Here is a 22,110-nt window from a genome sequence, read left to right as displayed (position 1 = left end):
TCCGCATGGTGGACCGGACGCTGCGGCACTGCGAGAAGGGACCCACGCCGATGAGTGCTCCGACATTCGCCCCCCTGCTGTCATCGCTCGCCGATACGCGCGGCGACCTCGCGGACCGGCCGGCGGTCCGGATCGGGCCCGATGCCCTGACCCGGGGAGAGCTGCTCGGCGGCGCCGCCGCCGTCGCCGACGAGATAGCCGGTGCCACAACGGTTGCCGTCGATGCGACCGCCAGCATGGAGACGGTGATCGCCGTGACCGGTTGCCTGATGGCCGGCGTGTCGGCCGTCCCGGTGCCGCCGGACTCGGGGCCCACCGAACGCGGCCACATCCTGAAGGATTCCGGGGCCCAGCTCTGGCTCGGTGCGGCGCGCGACGACGTCGCGCTACCGACCCTCGCGGTCGATCCCGCGGCCCGGTCCGCGTCCACCCGGCCCGAGCCGGATTCGGCGGCCGGCGCCCTCGTCATGTACACCTCGGGCACCACCGGCGCCCCCAAGGGCGTCGTGCTGTCTCGGTCGGCGGTGGCGGCGGGACTCGACGGGCTCGCCGACGCGTGGGACTGGAACGCGGACGACACCCTCGTCCACGGGCTCCCGCTGTTCCACGTGCACGGCCTGGTGCTGGGCGTCCTGGGAGCGTTGCGTCACGGGTCCCCGCTCGTGCACACCGTCCGACCGACCCCCGAAGCCTATGCGGCGGCGAACGGTTCGCTGTACTTCGGCGTACCGACCGTGTGGTCGCGCGTGTGCGGGGACGAGTCGTCCGCCCGGGCACTGGCCTCGGCCCGGCTACTGGTGTCGGGCAGCGCCCCGCTGCCGGTCCCGGTGTTCGAGCGGATGCAGTCCCTCACCGGCGCGGCCCCCATCGAGCGGTACGGAATGAGCGAAACCATCATCACGCTCAGCACCCGGTTCGACGGCGAGCGGCGGCCGGGGTGGGTGGGTCTGCCCATCCGCGGCGTGCAGGCGCGACTGCGCGACAAGGCCGGGAACCCGGTCCCGCACGACGGAGAAACTCTGGGCCAGTTGCAGATCGCGGGATCCACCCTGTTCGACGGATACCTCGGCAATCCGGAGAAGACCGCGGAGTCGACGACCGACGACGGCTGGTTCGAGACGGGGGACATCGCCATCGTGGACCCGGACGGGTTCCACCGCATCGTCGGACGCGAGTCGATCGACATGATCAAGTCCGGCGGGTACCGGATCGGCGCCGGTGAGGTGGAGCAGGCACTGCTCGCCCACCCCGGCATCCAGGAGGCCGCCGTCATCGGCGTCCCCGACACCGACCTGGGGCAGCGCATCGTCGCATACGTGGTCGGCGACTGCCCGGACCACGGTGTGTTGTCCGACTTCGTCGCGCGCAGCCTGTCGATCCACAAGCGCCCGCGCGAGATCCGCGTCGTCGACACGTTGCCGCGCAATGCGATGGGCAAGGTGCAGAAGAAGGTCTTGATCGCCGATTTCGCCGCGGCGCGGTGAGGGGCGGGGCGGGGGTGGTGACGGTCCCTACGGGCCGGCCACCCGCGCCGCCGCGCCACCGATCTCGACGACGTCCCCGTCGTGCAGCTGCCGCCCGCGCCGGATCTCGACCTCCCCGTTGACGCTCACCAGCCCGTCGGCGACGACGACCTTGGCCTCCGCGCCCGACTCGATGAGATTGGCGAGCTTGAGGAACTGACCCAGGCGGATCGTCTCGTCACGGATCGGGACCTCGTCCACTGCGTCAGACATGACTCCATCATCCTCCTTGACCCCGAACGGCTGTCCGACACCTCACACTGGAGGCAGAGACGGCGCGGTGACGGAGAAAGGAAGCCGATGGCGACGAGCACCGGGACCCCGGTAGACGCGGTGGACACGCGCGAGCAGCGGCACCGAACGTCCGCCCCGCCGAAACGTGGGCGCCTCACCGAGGTGCCGCACATCGCCGGTCTGATCCTGGGCGTGTTCTCCGTCCTGGTGTTCCTGTGGAGCCTGTCGCCGGCCCTCCGGTATCTCGTGCACACCCCGCGCGTCCTCGTCGACAACTACTACTTCGACGCCCCCGACACCAGCCTGTCGTGGGCGGTCGTGGTGGGTCTGGTGGCGGCGGCGCTGGCGAGCCGCAAACGTATCGCCTGGTGGCTGCTGACCATCTACCTGGCGTTGTTCGCGATCGTGAACGCGCTGGAGGCGGTCATCGACCGGAATTTCGCCGCCGCAGTGGCGTGCGCGGTCCATCTGGCGGTGATCGGGGTGCTCGTCGCGGCGCGCAAGGAGTTCTACACCCGGGTCCGTCGCGGCGCCGCCTGGAAGGCGCTCGGGGTCCTGGTCTCCGGACTCGCAATCGGCACCGTCCTGGGCTGGGGTCTGGTGGAACTGTTCCCCGGCACGCTGCCGCGGAGCGAACGCTTCCTGTGGGCCCTCAACCGGGTGACGGCGCTGTCCGTCGTCGACAACGAACAGTTCGACGGGCACCCGCACGTCTTCGTCAACACCCTGCTCGGTCTCTTCGGCGCGCTGGCGCTGCTGGCCGCGGTGATCACCCTGTTCCGCTCGCAGCGCGCGTCCAACGCCCTCACCGGAAACGACGAGTCCGCCCTGCGCGGTCTGCTGGACACGTTCGGGGCCGACGATTCGCTCGGCTACTTCGCCACCCGCCGCGACAAGGCGGTGGTGTTCGCACCCAGCGGCAAGGCCGCCGTGACGTACCGCGTCGAGATCGGGGTGTGCCTGGCCAGCGGTGACCCCATCGGCAACCCGGAAGCATGGCCGCACGCGATCGACGCGTGGCTCGACCTCTGCACGCGTTACGGGTGGGCGCCGGCGGTGATGGGTGCGAGCGAGGCCGGCGCCACCGCCTACAAGCGGGCCGGGCTGTCGGTGCTGCAACTCGGCGACGAGGCGATCCTCGAGACCCGCGACTTCTCGCTGAACGGGCGCGAGATGCGCCAGGTGCGCCAGGCCGTCCACCGCGTCCGCAAACAGGGGCTGACGGTGCGGATCCGCCGCCACCGCGACATTCGGCCCGCGGAGATGGCCGAGGTCATCGCCCGCGCCGACGCCTGGCGCGACACCGAGACCGAGCGCGGATTCTCGATGGCGCTCGGCCGGCTCGGCGACCCGCTCGACGGCGACTGCCTGCTGGTCGAGGCGCTCGGCCCGGACGACGACGTACTGGGCATGTTGTCGCTCGTGCCGTGGGGACCCAACGGCGTCTCGCTCGATCTGATGCGCCGGAACCCGCACGCCCCCAACGGGGTCGTCGAACTCATGGTCACCGACCTCGCCACCCGCGCCGACGAGTTCGGGGTGATCCGGGTGTCGCTCAACTTCGCGGTGTTCCGGTCCACGTTCGAGGAGGGCGCCCGCATCGGGGCCGGCCCGATCCTGCGGATGTGGCGGTCGCTGCTGCTGTTCTTCTCCCGCTGGTGGCAGCTCGAGGCCCTGTACCGGTCCAACGTGAAGTACCAGCCGGAGTGGGCCCCGCGCTACCTGTGCTTCGACGACAACCGGCACCTGCCGCGGGTGGGCATCGCGTCCGCGGTCGCGGAGGGGTTCCTGACGCTGCCCACGTTCGGCCACCGCGCCAAGGCCGTCAGCCACACCGGCACCCGGACCGCCGTTCCGGACGGGCTCGCGGCTGCCGGGGGTCTGCACGCCGACGGCAGCGCGCCCGACGTCGTGGCGGCGCCCGCCGGTCCCACCCCGGCCGCCGAGGCACCGGACGTCCGCCGACCGGAACAGGTGCGGGTGCGGATGGACAAGCTCGCGCGCCTGGCCGCCGAGGGCATCGACGCGTACCCGGTTGCCTATCCCCCGACCCACACGGTCGCCGCCGCGGCGTCCTCCCCCGAGGGCACGCGGGTGCGAATCGCGGGACGGCTGTTGCGGATCCGTGCGTACGGCGGGGTCGCGTTCGCGGTGCTGCGGGACTGGTCCGGCGACATCCAGGTGCTCATCGACCGCACCACCGTCGGCGACCGGCTCGACGAGTTCGCGGCCGACTTCGACCTGGGCGATCTCATGGAGGTCAGCGGCACCATCGGCCGCAGCCGCAAGGGCGAGCTGTCGTTGCTGGCGACCGAGTGGCGGATGAACGGCAAGTGCCTGCACCCGCTGCCCGACAAGTGGAAGGGCCTCACCGACGCCGAGACCCGCGTCCGGCAACGCTACGTGGATCTGGCGATCAACCCGGAGTCGCGCCGACTGCTGGCCGCCCGTACCGCGATCGTGAAATCGCTGCGCGACTCGCTGTCCGGCCGCGGATACCTCGAGGTGGAGACGCCCATCCTGCAGCGCATCCACGGAGGCGCCAACGCCGCCCCGTTCGTCACGCACATCAACGCGTACGACCTGGACCTGTACCTGCGCATCGCCCCCGAACTGTTCCTCAAGCGATTGTGCGTGGCCGGGATGGAGAAGGTGTTCGAGATCGGACGCGTGTTCCGCAACGAGGGCGTGGACTTCAAGCACAACCCCGAGTTCACGATCCTCGAGGCGTACGAGGCGCACAGCGACTACGAGCGCATGATGGTGGTGTGCCGCGAGCTGATCCAGAACGCGGCCGTCGCCGCACACGGCAGCCCGACCGTCATGCGGCCCGGCCCGGACGGCGAACCGGTGGCCGTCGACATCTCCGGGGAGTGGCCGGTCAAGACGATGCACGGCGCGATCGCCGAGAAGCTGGGCGTCGACGTCACCCCGGAGACGTCCCTCGAGGACCTGCGCAAGCTCTGCGAGGCCAACGACGTCGAGTACCAGAAGAGCTGGGACGCGGGCGCGGTGGCGCAGGAGCTGTACGAGCAGCTGGTGGAGGGGCAGACCGAGTTCCCGACGTTCTACACGAATTTCCCGACGTCGATGTCGCCGCTGACCCGGCCGCACCCGACGATCCCGGGCGTCGCCGCGAAGTGGGACCTGGTCGCGTGGGGCATGGAGCTGGGCACCGCCTACAGCGAGCTGACCGACCCGGTGGACCAGCGCCGGCGCCTCACCGAGCAGTCGCTGCTGGCCGCCGGCGGCGACCCGGAGGCGATGGAACTCGACGAGGACTTCCTGCAGGCCCTCGAGCACGCGATGCCGCCCACCGGTGGCCTCGGCATGGGCGTCGACCGGGTCGTCATGCTCATCACCGGCGGCAGTATCCGCGAGTCCCTCGCGTTCCCGTTCGCGAAGCCCCGCGCGTGAGGCCGCGATGACGGTGACGGTGGCGCCGGCGGTGCGGCGGTACACCCTGGCCGCACTGCTCGTCGCCGGTGCGGTGCTGTACTCGTCGTGGGTGCTGGCGTTCTTCGTGAGCCCCGGCGCGAACCCGTTCGAGGGCTTCGCGAGTCAGCTGGCCGCGACGGATCGGCAGTACGGGATCCTCTATCGCAGCGGCGACCTGCTGACGGGCATCGTGTTGACGGTGGCGGCGGTCATCGGCCTCACGCTGACGCCACGGCGGTTCCTCACCACCGTCGGGTGGGCGGCGTTGGGCGTGTTCGCGCTCGGCACCGTCGCCGACTCGCGGGTGCCGCTGCGCTGCTCGCGGCCCGAGTGCGAGGCGACGCAGGTGCCGCTCACCCATCAGTGGCACGCGCTCACGAGCACGGTGTCGGTGACGGCCGCGGTGGTCTCGGCGGTCGCGTTCATCATCGCGCTCTTCGTCCACCGGGCGCCGCGGGCGATGTGGTGGGCCGGGCTCACGGTCGTCGTGCTGTTCCTGGTCGGCACCCTGTGGATGCTCGTCGGGGTGGACGACCCGTCGGGCAGCCACAGTTGGCTCGGGTTCGCGCAGCGCGTCGAACTGTTGTCGATGAGCGGGTGGATGGTCCTGGTCGCCGCGACCGTGCTCGACGACCGGACCTGGCGGGGCCTGCACGGGGCGGCGTCCGGTTCCACGTGAAACGCGGTGTCAGGCCCAGGCCGCGAGCTTGTCCGGATTCACGACGAGCGCGATCTCGTGGACCCGGCCGTCCACGACGGCGAGGTCGATGACCGCGGCCACCCGCCCGTCGGTCGAGATCACCAGTCCCGTCGCGTTGTTGACGGTGGCGAAGCGGAAGTCGATGGTCAGACCACTGGTCTCGCCGCGCCGGATGATGCCCAACAGGTATCGCGCCACCCGGTCGGCGCCCACGACCGGCATCCGCGCGACGCCGGCCAGGCCGCCGCCGTCGGCGCGGGAGACGACATCGGGAGCGAGGACCGCCGACAACGCCTCGAGATCACCGGTGGCGCACGCCGCCGCGAAGGCCTGGACCACCCGCTCGCGCTGCGCGTCGTCGGTCTCGAACCGTGGCTCCGACCGCAGGTGACGACGCGCCGTGGACGCCAGCTGCCGGCACGCCTCGGGCGTCCGGCCGACGATGTCACCGATCTCGGCGAACGGCATCCCGAACACGTCGTGCAGGATCAGCGCGACGCGTTCGCCCGGCGTCAACGACTCCATCGCCCGCAGCAATGCCATCGAGACCGACTCGTCGAGGGTGACGGCGTCGGCCGGGTCCGACGGCCGCGCCGAGGCGGCCGGCCCGACGGTGCCCGGCACGGGTTCCGGCAGCCAGATACCGGCGTACGACTCGCGGCGCGCCCGCGCCGACCCGAGCTGATCGAGACAGATGCGCCCCACGACGCGGGTCATCCAGGCGAGCGGCTCCCGGATCTGCGCCCGCTCGGCGTCGCTCAGGGACTGCCAGCGGACGACGGCGTCCTGCACGGTGTCCTCCGCGTCGTACGCGGATCCGAGCATCCGGTACGCCACGCCGAAGAGTTGTTCGTAGTCCCGCGATCCACGAGCGAAATTCACCGCGACGTCTCCTCGATCCGGGGGCGCGCGGCCGGAGCGGGCCCCTTCGGGGCGTGGAAGGCACCGGGCCGTGCCCGTTCGGCACGCAACTTGTCGACGGTCATTCTGCAGATCGCCTCCTTCGCGGTCGCACCCAGCCGGCCGCCCGCCGCCAGCGGCCGCGGTGAGTCGTCGGCCCGCACCAGCTGTACGTAGCCGGCCTTGCGGCCCAGGCTCAGGCACTGCGCGGCGAAGCCGATCGACAGCACCGGCAGCGCCCGGCCCCGGATCCGCGCGAGCACCGTGGTCGCGGCGTGGCCGCCGAGCGGCATCGCGGTCGCGCACGCCATCCGCAGGTGGCCGCCCACCTCGGGCGCCACCGCGACGGCGTCCCCGGCGCCGACGATGTCGGGGTGGTCGACACTCGTCAGCGTCGCGTCCACCCGCAGCCGACCGGCCGCGTCGGTCGCCAGACCGCTGCGCCGCGCGAGGTCCGGGACCCCGAACGCCGCCGCCCACACGCAGACGTCGAACGGCAGGACCGCGCCCTCGGCCGTGTGCAGCTCGTGGGCACCCACGCGCGCGACGCGGGTGTCCTCGCGGCACGTGACCCCCAGCCCGGTGAGCGTACGCATGATCCGGGCGCGGGCCCGCGGTCGCATGAAGCCCAGCACCCGGTCCGCCGACACGATCTCCACCGCCAGGTCCGGGCGGGCGGCGGCCACCTCGGCCGCGATCTCCACCGACGTGGCGCCGCCCCCGACCACCCGCACCACCGCTTCGGGCGCCAGGGCGGCCAGCGCCGCGCGCAGGGCGGACGTCGCGGCGTCGTCACCGGCGTGATGCGCGTGCTCCCCCGACCCCGGCACCGAGTGGGCCGTGCCGCTACCGACCGCGTAGACGAGGGTGTCGTACCCGAGCGGGACGACCCCGTCCGCGGTGGTCACCTCGACGCATCGCCGGTCGGCGTCGATCGACCGGACCTCCCCGACGATCACCTGCGCATCGGCGTGCAGGACGTCGGGCAGGGGCAGGGTGGCCGACGCGCGGGTTCCGGCCGCCACCTGGTGCAACCGGATGCGCTCGACGAACTGGGCGCGCGGGTTGACGACGGTGACGCGGCAGTTCCGGGCCGGGTCGTCCCCGCGGGCCCGATCCCGCGCGGCCAGGATGCGGTTGGCCGCGAGCACACCGGCGTATCCGGCGCCGACGACGACCACGCTGTGCTCCGACGACCGAGGGTGTTCCGACGACTTCGTCATGTCTGTCTCCTGTGCCCCGCGCCCGCGGGTCGCGGGCTCTCGTCATCTATGACGAGACAGGCCCCGGAAACGTGAGAGCCCACCCGAGAAGACGCGGTAGGAGTGTCAGACGATGGGGCGCAGCGGGTGGATGCCCGGCGCCGCGGCCAGGTGCGCGCCGAACGCCGAGGCCGCCTCCCGCATGTGCGGGGACTTCATGTGGGTGTCGAGCGCGTGCTGGTCGGCCCACACCTCGACGACGACGAACGTCCCGGGCGCCGACGTGGACTCGTACAGGTCGTAGGACACGCAGCCGTCCTCCTTGCGGCTCGCCTCCACCAGGGTGGTGAGCGCGGCGCGGACGGTGTTCTCGGATCCGGACTTGGCCGGAATGGTCGCTACGACATGCAGGTTGGACATCCGATTCCTCTTCTGTGAGAGCCGCCACAGCGTGCGGCCTTCCGACCGTACCCCGGTCACGGACGCAATCGCCGCAGATACGCCTGGGCCCGTTCGGCATTCCAGCCGAACGCCTCGCGCAGACCGGTCGCCATCGTCGCCAGATAGGCATCCGACGGCGGCGCCGGGACGACGTCGTCGCGGCCGAGCCCGCTCGTGAACGTGCGCAGTGGGACGCCGTCGCGCACACCGAGGTCGAGGACGCGGTCGTAACAGGGCGGCTCCTGCCCGAGGATGTCGTCGAACTGTTCGCCGGTCACGAGGTAGGCGCACGCCGCGGTGTCGCCGGCGACCTCCGGGTCGTAGAACGCCCGCCCCCCACCCCACACGAGCGATCGGCCCGCGAAGTACACGGTGCCGGGCAGCCGTACCGGAATCCGCGCCGCGGGCGCACGGGAATCGCGGGCGCCGACGTACGTGCGGACGCCGCCGACCGGACATCCGCCGCGCAGGTAGCACTCCAGTCGCGTCCGCGACATGTTCGATCCGTAACTGACGTACCAGACCTGCACCGTTTCGACCCTACGCACGACTCGATCGGATACAGTTTCGTATCGAGCGGACGCGGGCTTCGAAATGAGGGGTGACCTGCACGGATGACCGAGTTGACGACCGCGCCGTCCCGCCCCGAGCGGGTCACCAGGCGCCGCGCCGAGACGCGGCAGCGCCTGCTCGACGCCGCCGCGGACGTCTTCGCCGAGGAGGGCTTCGGCCGCTCCACGGTGGAGCAGGTGTGCGAGCGGGCCGGCTTCACCCGCGGGGCGTTCTACTCCAACTTCACCTCGCTCGACGAACTCTTCCTGGCGATGTGGGAGCAGCGGTCGGCCCGGATGCTCGACGGCATCCGCGCCGCCCTGGCCGACCGGACGGCGGCGCCCACACCGACGCTCGAGGCGACCGTCGAGCGGGTCCTGGACGCGATCCCCGTCGACGACGCGTGGTACCGGATCACGGCCGAGTTCACCGCCCACGCGCTGCGCAATCCCGCGCTCACCCGGGTCGTCGCGGCGCGGGAGGAGGCGATCCTCCACACGATCCTGCCGATCGTGGAGGACGCCCTCACCGCCGCCGGACGGCGCGTCGACGACCGCGAGGCGCTCGGCCGCGCACTGGTCGCGATCCACGACGGCACCGCCGTGCAGGTCCTCGTCGAACCCGGCAACGACACGGTCCGGCGGGCGCGGGCGCGTCTGTTCGTCACCGTCGTGAACAGCTACAGCAGCACCGATACGGACAGGAGATAAGTCGTGGCGGAACAAGCCGACGTCATCGTCGTCGGAGCGGGACTGGCCGGACTGGTCGCGACCCACGAACTGGTGCGGGCGGGCCGCAGGGTCCTCGTCGTCGACCAGGAGAACGTGGAGAACCTCGGCGGCCAGGCGTTCTGGTCGCTCGGCGGACTTTTCCTGGTGGACAGTCCCGAGCAGCGCCGCATGGGCATCAAGGACTCTCGCGAGCTGGCCATGCAGGACTGGCTGGGCACCGCCGGTTTCGACCGCGACCGCGACGACCGCTGGCCCCGGCAGTGGGCCGAGGCGTACGTCGACTTCGCGGCCGGCGAGAAGCGCGCGTATCTCCACGACCTCGGACTGCGGGTCATGCCCAACGTGGGGTGGGCCGAACGCGGCGGCGGACTGGCCTCCGGGCACGGAAACTCCGTGCCGCGCTTCCACATCACGTGGGGCACGGGCCCCGAGGTGGTCCGCGTGTTCCGGGAACCGGTGCTGGACTCCGCGAGCCGCGGGCAGGTCACCTTCCGCTACCGGCACCAGGTGGACGATCTCGTGGTCGAGAACGGCGCGGTCGTCGGCGTCCGGGGCACGGTGCTCCAACCGTCCACCGAGCCGCGTGGGGTGAAGTCGTCCCGGACGGCGGTGGGCGACTTCGAGTTCCGCGCGCAGGCGGTGGTCGTGACGTCGGGCGGCATCGGTGGCAACTTCGAGCTGGTGCGCAAGAACTGGCCGGTGGACCGTCTGGGGCCGGCCCCCGAGCGGATGATCACCGGCGTACCGGCGCACGTCGACGGACGGATGCTCGAGATCACCGAGAACGCCGGCGGACACATCGTCAACCGCGACCGCATGTGGCACTACACCGAAGGCATCGTCAACTGGGATCCGATCTGGCCGAACCATGCCATCCGGATCATCCCGGGCCCGTCGTCGCTGTGGCTCGACGCCACCGGCAAGCGATTTCCGGTGCCGCTGTTCCCCGGTTTCGACACGCTCGCGACCCTGAAGCACATCGTGGGGACCGGTCACGATCACACGTGGTTCGTCCTCACCCAGGCGATCATCGAGAAGGAGTTCGCGCTCTCGGGATCCGAGCAGAATCCCGACCTCACCGGGAAGGACATGAAGCTGCTCCTGAGCCGGGTGAAGAAGGGAGCGGCCGGTCCGGTGGAGGCGTTCAAACGCCACGGTGTCGACTTCGTGGTCCGCGACAACCTGCGGGACCTGGTCGACGGGATGAACGCGCTCACCCCCGACGCCAAGCTCGACTATGCGCAGGTGGAGGGCGAGGTGCTGGCCCGGGACCGGCAGATGGACAACACCTTCACCAAGGACATGCAGGTGATGGCCATCCGCAATGCTCGAACTTATCTGCCCGACAAAGTCATTCGTGTGGCCAAACCCCACCGCCTGCTGGACCCGGCACACGGGCCGCTCATCGCGGTGCGCCTGAACCTGCTCACCCGCAAGACTCTCGGTGGGCTCGAGACCAACCTCGACTCGCAGGTGCTCCGCGCCGACGGTAGCGTCTTCGACGGTCTGTACGCGGCCGGCGAGGTCGCCGGGTTCGGCGGCGGCGGGGTCCACGGATACAGCGCACTCGAGGGCACCTTCCTCGGCGGGTGCATCTTCTCCGGCCGCGCCGCCGGCCGCGCACTGGGACGGAGCCTCGGATGATCCGCACTGCACTGGTGACCGGGGCGTCGTCGGGGATCGGGCGGGAGGTGGCGCGGGCGCTGGTCGATCGCGGCTACCGGGTGCTCGGCACCACACGCAATCCCGCTGCGCTGTCCGATGATTCGCGCGTCGCGGGGGTGGAGTACCTCACCCTCGACCTCGAGGACCGGACGAGCATCGAGGCGTGTGCCCGCGCGGCCGGCGACGTGGACGTGCTCGTCAACAACGCGGGCGAGAGCCAGATGGGACCGCTCGAGGAACTCCCGCTCGACGCGATCGACCGCCTGTTCCAGGTGAACGTGCTGGGCGCGATCCAACTGACGCAACTGCTGCTGCCCGGCATGCGTGCGCGCGGCTACGGCCGGGTGGTGATGGTGGGCTCGATGCTCGCGAGCTTCCCGTTGGCGTTCCGATCGTCGTACGTGGCCACCAAGTGCGCGCTGAAGGGTTTCGCGTCCGCGGCCCGGCGCGAGCTCAGCCCGTTCGGCGTCTGGCTCACCACGGTCGAGCCGGGAACCATCGCGACCGGAATCGGCGACCGGCGCTCGCGGTACATCGGTGCCGGCTCGCCGTACACCCCCGACTACACCACGGTGTCGAAAGCCATGCAGCGCAACGAGGACCGCGGCATCCAGGCGTCGGCGGTGGCCGAACTGGTGGTGGCGGCCATCGAGGCCGACAGACCGAAGCCGCTCTACGCCCGGGGCAACATGGCACCTCTGGTCTTCACCGTTCGCCGGCTCGCGCCGCGGGCGTTCACCGAGAAGATGACGTCCCGGTTCCACGGGCTGAAATGACGACGCGGGCGCCCTGTCGATCCCCGACGAACCGACAGGACGCCCGTCACCTCCCGGATCAGCTACCGGTGGATCCGCTCGAGCCGCTCGAGCCCAGAGAACCGCTCGAACCGCTGGAGCCGGAAGAGCCCGTTTCGCCGCCCAGGTCGTCGAGCGGATCGGTGCCACCGACCGCGGAGGGCGAGAGGAACCCGGTCGACTTGGTCGTCAGCTCCGTTCCGGTGGAGTTGGGAACCTTGGCCCGCCAGTTGACGATGGGATTGAGGATGCCGAACGGCCCACACCCCGTGGCCCCCGGGAGAGCAAAGTTCTCCGCGGTGTTCTGGACGTTCGTCGCCACCATGGCTCCGGCGGGCCACTCCCCCGTGCCGTCATGGAGCTGAATGTTCGACGGGTCGGTGTCCGGATTCGACCCGTTGAGCTCCAGGACGACCGGGTTCGCCGCGGTGCCGATGTAGCAGTTGTCACCGAGGAACGGGTTGTCGATCTTCATCCGCACCGGCAGGGACACCGCGAACTCGAACAGGTTGGCGCCGAACACCGGGACGTCGACACCCTCGACCGTCGCCGTCACGTTCGCCAGACCGAACAGGTTGCCGAACGGTAGATCCACGCCCAGGACCCCGCCGGGAACGGTGATCGGCTTGCTGTAGACACCGAAGTGACCGTCATCGCGCGGGAGGAAGTCCACGCCCTCGGTGTTGCCGGCGATGATCATGTCACCGTCCGAGATCGGCAGGTTGAATCCGTTGTTGGAGAAGGTACCGCTGTGGACCTGCACGGTGAGGCAGCCCTCGGACACAGCCGGATCGCAGACACCACCGCCGGGAACCGGGGCCGGTTCCGCCGACGCCAGCGGGGTCAGCAGGGCCATCGAGGCACCCACGACGCCGCTCACCACCGCGACGCGCTTCCCGACGCGCCGCCGTGCTTCGTTCGTTTCGTTCTTCACTTGTTCTCCTCAGTTACCGAGTGTTCGATGTAGACAGCCGCTTTTGCGGCTACCCAGAGGGACGAGCAGCGGCGAACGGGAGCTCGCCGCGAACCACACTGAACCGATTTGTGCGGCAGCCCCGAATCACCGGCTGCAGCACCCCGAGTCCGACAGAAGAACGGCCTTACCTGCACGTCCACGCAGACTCGACAACAAAAGCGACTGTTACGACCGGTAACAGCTGTGGTGGTTTATATCACAGTCGATGACGACGAAGGGGATTTTTTCCCGACTCTCGTAGTCGCACGTCCGAAAGGTCTACCAGTCGGTAGTTCTGCATGTCACACTGTTTCACCATGACCAGCACACGTGCAGTTATCGCCATGGTCGCCGCGGCGGGCACTCTCCTGCTCGCCGCGTGCGGGGGGAACGACGCAGATGCCGACAACACCGTGGCAGGCACGACGTCGGAGTCCCCGGCCGGCACCATCACCCCCACCGAGCCGTCGGCCGTCCCGACCTCGGCGCTCGCCCCCACGACCGCCGTCCCTGCCGCACCGGAATCGACCGCACCTCCGGCGAATTCGACGACGACCGTCGCCACCCCGGCCCCGGCGGCTACCGTGCCGGCGACGCCGCGGGCCGCAGGCGGAGCGATCGACAGCCGTTCTCCCGAGCAGATCGTCGCCGAGTCCGGCGACCGCGGTCAGCGATACCTCGCGGCGCTGCGGGCCGCCGGTATTCCGCCCACGGGCATGGATGCCGCCGAGGTGCTGTACGCGGAGGGCACGTGCGCCGCGCTGGCCCGGGGTGACTCGCGGCCGAGTGTGCTCGCCGAATTCGATTCGGTCGGAAAGGCTTACGCACAGTTCCTGCCGATGCCGGCGGATCGGGTCGCCGAGATCTACGTCGGGGCCGCGGAGACCACGTACTGCTGACCCGCCGTTCCCACCCCGCGAGATCGTCGGCCCGTGACCGGCCGGGTGCGTTGTACGTTGACCCGAACCGACACGGATCCGACAGGGAGCGAAGTGTGAACAGCAAGGCACGAGGGCTCGACCTCGCACGACTGATCCTGCGCACGACGGTGGGCGGGACGATGGTCGCCCACGGCATGCGGCACGGCCGCACCCTGGACGGCACGGCGGGATGGTTCGGCTCCATCGGGTTCCGTCGCCCCCGCCTCCAGGCCCAGGCCAGTGCCGTCGTCGAGGTGGGCGCCGGAGCCCTGCTCGTCGCGGGTGCCGCCACCCCGGCGGCCGCCGCCGCGGTCATCGGCACGATGGCCGTCGCGGCCCGCTCGGTGCACATGCGCAAGGGGTTCTTCATCACCGCCGAGGGCTACGAATTCGTGCTGAATCTCGGTGCCGCCACGGCCGCACTCGCGGCGCTCGGTCCCGGCCGATACAGCGTGGACCGGGCACTGGGACTGGATCGACGCCTCAGCGGCGTGCCCGCGGCCGCCGCCGCAGTCGCCGTCGGACTCGGTTCCGCGGCAGCGCAACTCGCCGCCTTCTACAGCGAACCGCAGCCCGCGTCCTGATCGGCCCGGGCCGGCGACGGCACCCGGTCAGGCCATGGAACGCAGCCAGTTCGCCAACCAGGACGTCGCCGTCGCACCGGACGGATCGACGACGTAGCTGACGTAGTCCTGGTGTACCTGCGAACGGTAGAACCGGTTCAGCTTCTCGGCGCGGTCCCCCTTGGCACCGTCGGACGACTCCGCCTGCAGGGTGGGCATGCCACCGGCCGCCATCAGGTCGGTGGCGATCGCCGTCGCCTCCTGCAGGTAGCGCCCGCTGAGCGGCGCCAACGGTGACGAGTTCTGCGCGAGGAAACCTGCCAGGCGCGTGACGAAATCGTCCTTCGGGGTGGAGCAGTAGAGGTCACCGGCCGCGCAGAACGTGCGGGTCTGCGGGGTGACCAGGCCGAAGCCGCCGATGCGGGGCCCACCCGCACCGTTACCGACGACGGGCGGTCCGACCAGGGAGTCCCCCTCCGACCGGCGCGGATCGGACAGCAGACCCACCGCGGCGATCCGGGCCGGCGGCACCACACCGAGCCCGGTGCCGATCTCCGCGGCGAGGTCACCCGCGGCGTCCGCGCCCTGGCTGTAACCGATGAGCGCGAATCGGGTGTTGCCGCACCGCCCGGCCATGTCGGCGATGATGCCTCGCGCGTTGTCGACCGCCTGCCGCTTGGAGGCGCCGTAGATCTCGCCCTCCCACGGGAACGCGGTGGCCGCGTATGTCACGTAGTCGACACCGACCGAAGCGGGCAACCGTCCCGTGACGGCGCCCAGCATCCCGGGACCGCGATTCGCTCCCGGATCGCTCGTGGTCTCCCACGTTCCGGGGATCGCCACGACCTCCAGGTTCGGGCATCCCGGCGCGGCTTGCGCCGGCCCAGCACCCACCGCCATCACGGACCCGAAAGCCGTTGCGATGCAGGCACCGATCACGACCAGAGACTTCTTCACACGCATCGACACCCCACTCGTTCGATCCCAGTGGTCACTTCCCCATGACCACGTATGACCACATCCCGTGACACCCCCTGCCGTGACACCCCTGCCTCGACCACGCCCTGCGGGTGACGCGACACGTCGATCCTGACAGGTCGATGTGGCCGGGCGGTGCACGATCGGTAAACGCACGTTACCGGAGCGGCGGCGCCGCGTGGGCCGCTTCGCGCGGACGACGAAACCTCCGCGCGGAGAGGCCCGTCGAGCACCGCGGGGCGGGGGCCGAACAGGACGAAGGCCCCGTCCCACGCGAGGCGAAGCGTGGTACGGGGCCTTCGGGTCTGGAAGGTGCGATCGGCGAGGAACGTCGTTGGTCCCCGCCGATGCGCTCAGCGCTGCGGCGCGCTGGTGGTCCGGATCGGCGACGGCAGCGACGTCGATCCCTCGAGGAACTGGTCGACCGCGGACGCGCAGGAGCGGCCCTCGGCGATGGCCCACACGATCAGCGACTGACCGCGGCCCATGTCGCCGGCGACGAAGACGCCGTCGACGTTGGTGGCCCACTCCGACGAGCGGGCGACGTTGCCGCGCTCGTTGAGGTCGACACCCAGGTCGGTGAGCAGGCCGGGCTTCTCCGGTCCGACGAAACCCATCGCCAGGAACACGATGTCGGCCTCGAGTTCGAACTCGGATCCCTCGACCTTCTCGAAGCGACCGTTCACCATCGTGACCTCGTGCGCCTTGAGCGCGGTCACCTTGCCGTCGACACCGACGAACTCCTCGGTGTTGACCGAGAACACGCGCTCGCCGCCCTCCTCGTGGGCGGACGAGACGCGGTACATCAGCGGGTACGTCGGCCACGGGGTCGAGTCGGCGCGCTCGGCCGGCGGCCGCGGCATGATCTCGAACTGGTGGACGCTCTCGGCGCCCTGGCGGTGGCTGGTGCCGAGGCAGTCGGCACCGGTGTCGCCGCCGCCGATGATGACGACCTTCTTGCCCTTCGCGGTGATGGTCGGCTCCGCGAGGTCACCCAGCTGGACGCGGTTGGCGATCGGCAGGAACTCCATCGCCTGGTGGATGCCGTCGAGCTCGCGACCGGGGATCGGCAGATCCCGTGCCTCGGTGGCGCCGCCCGCGAGGACCACCGCGTCGAACTGCGCACGCAGCTCGTCGGCGGTGATGTCGACGCCGACGTTGACCCCGGTGCGGAACACCGTGCCCTCGGCCTCCATCTGCGCCAGGCGCCGGTCGATGTGGCGCTTCTCCATCTTGAACTCGGGGATGCCGTAGCGCAGCAGACCACCGATGCGGTCCTCGCGCTCGAACACCGTCACCGAGTGGCCGGCCCGCGTGAGCTGCTGCGCCGCAGCCAGTCCCGCCGGGCCGGAGCCGACGACGGCCACCTTCTTGCCGGTGATGTGCGAGGCGCGCACCGGCTGGACCCATCCCTCGTCGAAGGCACGGTCGATGATCTCGACCTCCACCTGCTTGATGGTGACCGGGTCCTGGTTGATGCCGAGCACGCACGACGCCTCACACGGCGCCGGGCACAGCCGGCCGGTGAACTCCGGGAAGTTGTTGGTCGCGTGCAGCCGGTCGATGCTCTCGCGCCACCGATCCTTGTAGACCAGGTCGTTCCACTCGGGAATCAGGTTACCGAGCGGGCAACCGTTGTGGCAGAACGGGATACCGCAGTCCATGCACCGGCTGGCCTGGGTCCGGAGGGTCTCGGGCTTGAAATCCTCGTAGACCTCCTTCCAGTCCATCAGGCGCAGCGGCACCGGTCGGCGGATGGGCAGCTCGCGCGACGTGTGCTTCAGGAAGCCGTTCGGATCACCCACGAGCTGCCTCCATGATTGCGTCGTCCACGTTCGTTCCGTTCTTCTTCGCGGTCTCGATAGCGACGAGGACCTTCTTGTAGTCGCGCGGCATGACCTTCGCGAAATGTGCCTTCTGGTGCGACCAGTCGGCGAGGATCCGAGCCGCAACCTCGGATCCGGTCTCGTCACGGTGGCGCTCGATGGCGCCGTGCAGCCACTCGAAGTCCTCGGCGCTGAGGTCCTCGAGATCGACCAACTCGGTGTTGAGGTTGGCCCCGAAATCACGGTCCGGGTTGAAGATGAACGCGACGCCGCCGGACATGCCGGCACCGAAGTTGCGTCCGGTCTTGCCGAGGATGACCACCTTGCCGCCGGTCATGTACTCGCAACCGTGATCGCCCACACCCTCGACGACAGCGGTGGCGCCGGAGTTGCGGACTGCGAAACGCTCACCGACGATGCCGCGGATGAGAGCCTCACCCGTGGTGGCACCGAACAGGATCACGTTGCCGCCGATGATGTTCTCCTCGGGCACGAAGCCCTCGGCCGTCTGCAGCGGCGGGCGGACGACCAGGCGTCCACCGGACAGCCCCTTGCCCACGAAGTCGTTGGCGTCGCCGTGCAGTCGCAGCGTCATGCCCTTGGGCACGAACGCACCGAAGCTGTTGCCGGCCGACCCCGTGAAGGTGATGTCGATGGTGTTGTCCGGCAGGCCGTCCGCGCCGAAGGTCTTCGTCACCTCGTGGCCGAGCATGGTGCCGACCGTGCGGTTGACGTTGGTGATCTCCGACTCGAACGCGACGGCCTCGCCGGAGTCGAGCGCCGGTCGTGCCTGCTGGATCAGCTGCTGGTCGAGTGCCTTCTCCAGGCCGTGCTCCTGGGTGCCCGAGCAGTACAGGTCCTGGTCCGCGAACGTGGACTCGACCCGGTGCAGGATCGGCGACAGGTCCAGCTTGGACGCCTTCCAGTGCTCGAGCGCCGCGGTGGTGTCGAGGACGTCGACCTGGCCGACTGCCTCCTGCAGCGTGCGGAAGCCCAGCTCGGCGAGCAGCTCCCGCACCTCCTCGGCGATGAACATGAAGAAGTTCTCGACGAACTCGGGCTTGCCCGCGAAACGCTTGCGCAGCACCGGGTTCTGCGTCGCGACACCCACCGGGCAGGTGTCGAGGTGGCACACGCGCATCATGATGCAGCCCGAGACCACCAGCGGGGCAGTCGCGAAACCGAACTCCTCGCCACCGAGCAGCGTCGCGATCACGACGTCGCGGCCGGTCTTCATCTGACCGTCCACCTGCACGACGATGCGGTCGCGCAGACCGTTGAGCAGCAGCGTCTGCTGGGTCTCGGCGAGGCCGAGCTCCCACGGAGCGCCCGCGTGCTTGAGCGACGTCAGCGGCGACGCGCCCGTGCCGCCGTCGTGGCCCGAGATCAGCACGACGTCGGCGTGCGCCTTCGAGACACCCGCGGCGACGGTACCGACACCGATCTCCGAGACCAGCTTTACGTGGATCCGCGCCTGCGGGTTCGCGTTCTTCAGGTCGTGGATCAGCTGGGCCAGATCCTCGATCGAGTAGATGTCGTGGTGCGGCGGCGGCGAGATGAGGCCGACGCCCGGGGTGGAGCCACGCACCTCGGCGACCCACGGGTACACCTTGTGCGGCGGCAGCTGGCCACCCTCACCGGGCTTGGCGCCCTGCGCCATCTTGATCTGGATGTCGGTGCAGTTGCTCAGGTAGTGCGACGTGACACCGAAGCGGCCCGACGCGACCTGCTTGATCGCCGACCGACGCCAGTCACCGTTCTCGTCCGGCGTGAACCGCGACGGATGCTCTCCGCCCTCACCGGAATTGGAGCGGCCACCGAGACGGTTCATCGCGATCGCGAGCGTCTCGTGGGCCTCCGCCGAGATCGAGCCGTAGCTCATCGCGCCGGTCGAGAAGCGCTTGACGATCTCGCTCGCCGGCTCCACCTCGTCGATCGAGATGGGCTCGCGCACACCGGTCTTGAACTTGAACAGGCCACGCAGCGACGCGAGGCGCTCCGACTGGTCGTCGACCAGCTTGGTGTACTCCTTGAAGACCTCGTACTGACCGGTCTTGGTGGCGTGCTGGAGCTTGAACACCGTGTCCGGGTTGAACAGGTGGTACTCGCCCTCGCGACGCCACTGGTACTCGCCGCCCACCTCGAGCTCGCGGTGCGCCCGCAGCTCCGGCCGGTCCAGGTACGCATTGGCATGGCGCGCAGCGACATCCGCGGCGATCTCGTCGAGGCCGATGCCGTCCAGGTTGGAGATCAGGCCGCTGAAGTACTCGTCCACGAGCTGCTGCGACAGGCCGATCACCTGGAACAGCTGGGCACCGGTGTACGACGCGAGCGTCGAGATACCCATCTTCGACATCACCTTCAGCACGCCCTTGCCGGCGCCCTTGATGTAGTTCGCGACGGCCTTCTCCAGCGTCAGACCGGCCAGCTGACCGGACTGCAGCAGCTCGTCGATCGTCTCGAACGCCATGTACGGGTTGACCGCCGACGCACCGAAGCCGAGCAGTGCCGCCATGTGGTGCACCTCGCGGGCGTCACCGGACTCGACGACCAGGCCCACCTTGGTACGGGTCTTCTCGCGCACCAGGTGGTGGTGCACCGCAGAGGTGAGCAGAAGCGACGGGATGGGCGCGTACTTCTCGTTGGACTCGCGGTCCGAGAGCACGATGATGCGGGCGCCACCGGCGATGGCCTCGGACACCTTGTCGCGCACCGTGTCCAGGGCCTTGCGCAGACCCTCGCCGCCCTGCGCGACCGGGTACACGCCACGCACGACGACGCTGCGGAAGTGCGGGTACTTCGCGTTGTCGTTGAGGTGGATCAGCTTCGACAGGTCGTCGTTGTGCAGGATCGGCTGCGGCAGCACGATCTGGCGGCACGACGCGGCCGACGGGGTCAGCAGGTCGGCCTCGGGGCCGATGGTGCCGCCCAGGCTGGTGACGATCTCCTCGCGGATGGCGTCCAGCGGCGGGTTGGTGACCTGCGCGAACAGCTGCTGGAAGTAGTCGAACAGCATCCGCGGACGGGCCGAGAGCACCGCGATGGGGGTGTCGGTGCCCATCGAGCCGAGCGCCTCACCGCCGGTGAGTGCCATCGGCTTGACGAGCAGGTTCACCTCCTCGTTGGTGTACCCGAAGATCTGCTGGCGCAGCACGACCCGGTCGTGGGTCATGTACGTGTACTTGCTCTCCGGCAGGTCGTCGATCTGGACGAGGCCCTCGTCGATCCACTGCTGGTACGGGTGCTCGGCGGCGAGCTCGGACTTGATCTCGTCGTCCGAGATGATGCGGCCCTGCGCGGTGTCGACCAGGAACATCCGGCCCGGCTGCATGCGCATGCGGCGCACGATCTTCTCCGGGGCGATGTCGAGGACGCCGACCTCCGACGCCATGACGACCAGGCCGTCGTCGGTGACCCACACGCGCGACGGGCGCAGACCGTTGCGGTCGAGCACGGCGCCGACGACGGTGCCGTCGGTGAAGCACACCGACGCCGGGCCGTCCCACGGCTCCATGAGCGCCGAGTGGTACTCGTAGAACGCCTTGCGGGCCGGATCCATGCTCTCGTGACGCTCCCAGGCCTCCGGGATCATCATCAGCACGGCGTGCGGCAGGCTGCGGCCGCCGAGGTGCAGCAGCTCGAGCACCTCGTCGAAGCGGGCGGTGTCGGAGGCGCCGGGCGTGCAGATCGGGAAGATCTTCTCGAGCGCACCCTCGCCGAACACGTCGGACTTGATGAGCGCCTCGCGGGCCCGCATCCAGTTCTCGTTGCCGCTGACGGTGTTGATCTCACCGTTGTGGGCGACGCGGCGGAACGGGTGCGCGAGCGGCCACGACGGGAACGTGTTGGTGGAGAAGCGCGAGTGCACCAGGCCCAGCGCGCTTTCGACGCGGTCGTCCTGCAGGTCGAGGTAGAAGCCCTTGAGCTGCGGGGTGGTGAGCATGCCCTTGTAGACGAACGTCTGCCCGGACAGGCTCGGGAAGTACACCGACTCGCGGCCGGGGCCGTCCTCGCCGGCACCGGCGTCGCCGAGCTCGTGCTCGACGCGCTTACGGACGACGTACGCTCGGCGCTCGAGGTCCATGCCGGTGATCGCGTCACCGGCCGAACCGATGAACACCTGCCGGAACGTCGGCATCGCGGCCTGCGCCAGCGAACCCAGCGACGAGTCGTCGGTGGGCACCGCGCGCCAGCCGAGAACCGTCAGGCCCTCCTCGGCGACGATCTTCTCGACGCCCGCGGCGGCCTCGTCGGCGGCGGCGTCACCCTTGGGCAGGAACGCCATGCCGGTGGCGTACGCACCCTCGGCGGGCAGCTCGAAGTCGACGACTGCGCGCAGGAAACGGTCCGGGACCTGGAGCAGGATGCCGGCGCCGTCGCCGGTGTTGGGCTCGGAGCCCGCGGCACCGCGGTGCTCGAGGTTCACGAGTGCGGTGATCGCCTTCTCGACGATGTCCCGACTGCGGCGACCGTGCATGTCGACGACGAACGCGACGCCACACGCGTCGTGCTCGTTCGCCGGGTGGTAGAGCCCCTGGGGCCCGGGAAGATGCTTCATACCTACTGCCTTCGTATGCGTAGTGCACCGACGACCAGCAGCGCTGATGGTCATACAACTGCAGAGCATGTACCTGCACGACACTGTGCGGCACCGACCGAGAATGGCTCCTCGTTGAGCCTCGGCACGG

At 70.0% G+C, this 22,110-nt stretch carries 17 protein-coding genes; 8 read left to right on the top strand and 9 right to left on the bottom strand.

Annotated features, from left to right (window positions below; genetic code table 11):
• Positions 1-50 precede the first annotated feature (50 nt).
• Positions 51-1,484, top strand: a complete 1,434-nt coding sequence (locus E7742_RS19065; RefSeq protein WP_175420532.1) for an acyl-CoA synthetase — start codon at positions 51-53, stop codon at positions 1,482-1,484.
• Between the two features lie 27 nt (positions 1,485-1,511).
• Here the strand turns inward: E7742_RS19065 and E7742_RS19060 are convergent, their stop codons facing one another.
• Positions 1,512-1,736 (bottom strand): RNA-binding S4 domain-containing protein, encoded by a 225-nt coding sequence (locus E7742_RS19060; protein WP_137800369.1) that lies wholly within the window; start codon positions 1,734-1,736, stop codon positions 1,512-1,514.
• An 87-nt stretch (positions 1,737-1,823) separates the two neighbouring features.
• Between E7742_RS19060 and lysX the strand changes: the two genes are divergently transcribed.
• Entirely contained in the window at positions 1,824-5,174 is a 3,351-nt protein-coding gene (lysX, locus tag E7742_RS19055; RefSeq protein ID WP_137800368.1) for a bifunctional lysylphosphatidylglycerol synthetase/lysine--tRNA ligase LysX, read from the top strand.
• A gap of 7 nt (positions 5,175-5,181) precedes the next feature.
• Positions 5,182-5,874: a DUF998 domain-containing protein gene (locus tag E7742_RS19050; RefSeq protein ID WP_137800367.1), complete on the top strand. Its 693-nt coding sequence runs from the start codon at positions 5,182-5,184 to the stop codon at positions 5,872-5,874.
• 9 nt (positions 5,875-5,883) lie between these two features.
• Here E7742_RS19050 and sigJ read toward each other — a convergent pair whose 3' ends face one another.
• The 4 genes from sigJ to E7742_RS19030 form a co-directional block, all read right to left on the bottom strand.
• On the bottom strand, positions 5,884-6,777 hold the full coding sequence (gene sigJ, locus E7742_RS19045; RefSeq protein WP_254699070.1) for an RNA polymerase sigma factor SigJ: 894 nt from the start codon (positions 6,775-6,777) through the stop codon (positions 5,884-5,886).
• Positions 6,774-8,018 carry an NAD(P)/FAD-dependent oxidoreductase gene (locus E7742_RS19040; protein ID WP_254699069.1) on the bottom strand — a complete coding sequence of 415 codons (1,245 nt, stop codon included), beginning with the start codon at positions 8,016-8,018 and terminating at the stop codon, positions 6,774-6,776. The genes sigJ and E7742_RS19040 overlap by 4 nt, the downstream gene beginning before the upstream one ends.
• 105 nt (positions 8,019-8,123) lie before the next feature.
• On the bottom strand, positions 8,124-8,417 hold the full coding sequence (locus E7742_RS19035; protein ID WP_137800366.1) for a putative quinol monooxygenase: 294 nt from the start codon (positions 8,415-8,417) through the stop codon (positions 8,124-8,126).
• Between the two features lie 56 nt (positions 8,418-8,473).
• Positions 8,474-8,986 (bottom strand): hypothetical protein, encoded by a 513-nt coding sequence (locus E7742_RS19030; protein ID WP_254699068.1) that lies wholly within the window; start codon positions 8,984-8,986, stop codon positions 8,474-8,476.
• A gap of 66 nt (positions 8,987-9,052) precedes the next feature.
• Between E7742_RS19030 and E7742_RS19025 the strand changes: the two genes are divergently transcribed.
• Genes E7742_RS19025 through E7742_RS19015 form a run of 3 tightly spaced genes read left to right on the top strand, consistent with a single transcriptional unit; the run spans position 9,053 to position 12,162 of the window.
• On the top strand, positions 9,053-9,700 hold the full coding sequence (locus E7742_RS19025; RefSeq protein ID WP_175420531.1) for a TetR/AcrR family transcriptional regulator: 648 nt from the start codon (positions 9,053-9,055) through the stop codon (positions 9,698-9,700).
• A gap of 3 nt (positions 9,701-9,703) precedes the next feature.
• The gene (locus tag E7742_RS19020) at positions 9,704-11,365 is read left to right on the top strand and encodes an FAD-binding dehydrogenase (protein ID WP_137800365.1); all 1,662 of its coding nucleotides are present in this window, start codon (positions 9,704-9,706) and stop codon (positions 11,363-11,365) included.
• Positions 11,362-12,162 (top strand): SDR family oxidoreductase, encoded by an 801-nt coding sequence (locus tag E7742_RS19015; RefSeq protein ID WP_137800364.1) that lies wholly within the window; start codon positions 11,362-11,364, stop codon positions 12,160-12,162. The genes E7742_RS19020 and E7742_RS19015 overlap by 4 nt, the downstream gene beginning before the upstream one ends.
• A 58-nt stretch (positions 12,163-12,220) precedes the next feature.
• Here the strand turns inward: E7742_RS19015 and E7742_RS19010 are convergent, their stop codons facing one another.
• The gene (locus E7742_RS19010; protein WP_137800363.1) at positions 12,221-13,114 is read right to left on the bottom strand and encodes a hypothetical protein; all 894 of its coding nucleotides are present in this window, start codon (positions 13,112-13,114) and stop codon (positions 12,221-12,223) included.
• A gap of 338 nt (positions 13,115-13,452) precedes the next feature.
• Here E7742_RS19010 and E7742_RS19005 point away from each other — a divergent pair, with 338 nt between their 5' ends.
• Positions 13,453-14,034: a DUF732 domain-containing protein gene (locus tag E7742_RS19005; protein WP_137800362.1), complete on the top strand. Its 582-nt coding sequence runs from the start codon at positions 13,453-13,455 to the stop codon at positions 14,032-14,034.
• 95 nt (positions 14,035-14,129) lie between these two features.
• Positions 14,130-14,639 carry a DoxX family protein gene (locus E7742_RS19000; RefSeq protein WP_302660121.1) on the top strand — a complete coding sequence of 170 codons (510 nt, stop codon included), beginning with the start codon at positions 14,130-14,132 and terminating at the stop codon, positions 14,637-14,639.
• Positions 14,640-14,666: 27 nt separating this feature from the next.
• Here E7742_RS19000 and E7742_RS18995 read toward each other — a convergent pair whose 3' ends face one another.
• The 3 genes from E7742_RS18995 to gltB all read right to left on the bottom strand — a co-directional run bounded on the left by E7742_RS18995 (position 14,667) and on the right by gltB (position 21,980).
• On the bottom strand, positions 14,667-15,581 hold the full coding sequence (locus E7742_RS18995) for a cutinase family protein (RefSeq protein WP_137800361.1): 915 nt from the start codon (positions 15,579-15,581) through the stop codon (positions 14,667-14,669).
• Between the two features lie 368 nt (positions 15,582-15,949).
• Positions 15,950-17,401 carry a glutamate synthase subunit beta gene (locus E7742_RS18990; RefSeq protein WP_137800360.1) on the bottom strand — a complete coding sequence of 484 codons (1,452 nt, stop codon included), beginning with the start codon at positions 17,399-17,401 and terminating at the stop codon, positions 15,950-15,952.
• Positions 17,394-21,980, bottom strand: coding sequence for a glutamate synthase large subunit (gene gltB, locus E7742_RS18985; RefSeq protein WP_137800359.1), 4,587 nt, complete (start codon positions 21,978-21,980; stop codon positions 17,394-17,396). Before gltB ends, E7742_RS18990 begins: the two co-directional genes overlap by 8 nt.
• Between the last annotated feature and the right edge of the window lie 130 nt (positions 21,981-22,110).

The organism is Rhodococcus sp. SGAir0479 (genome assembly GCF_005484805.1).
Taxonomy (GTDB): domain Bacteria; phylum Actinomycetota; class Actinomycetes; order Mycobacteriales; family Mycobacteriaceae; genus Prescottella.
Note: the sequence above shows the minus strand (reverse complement) of the source record. Positions and strands in the feature narration are given on the sequence as shown.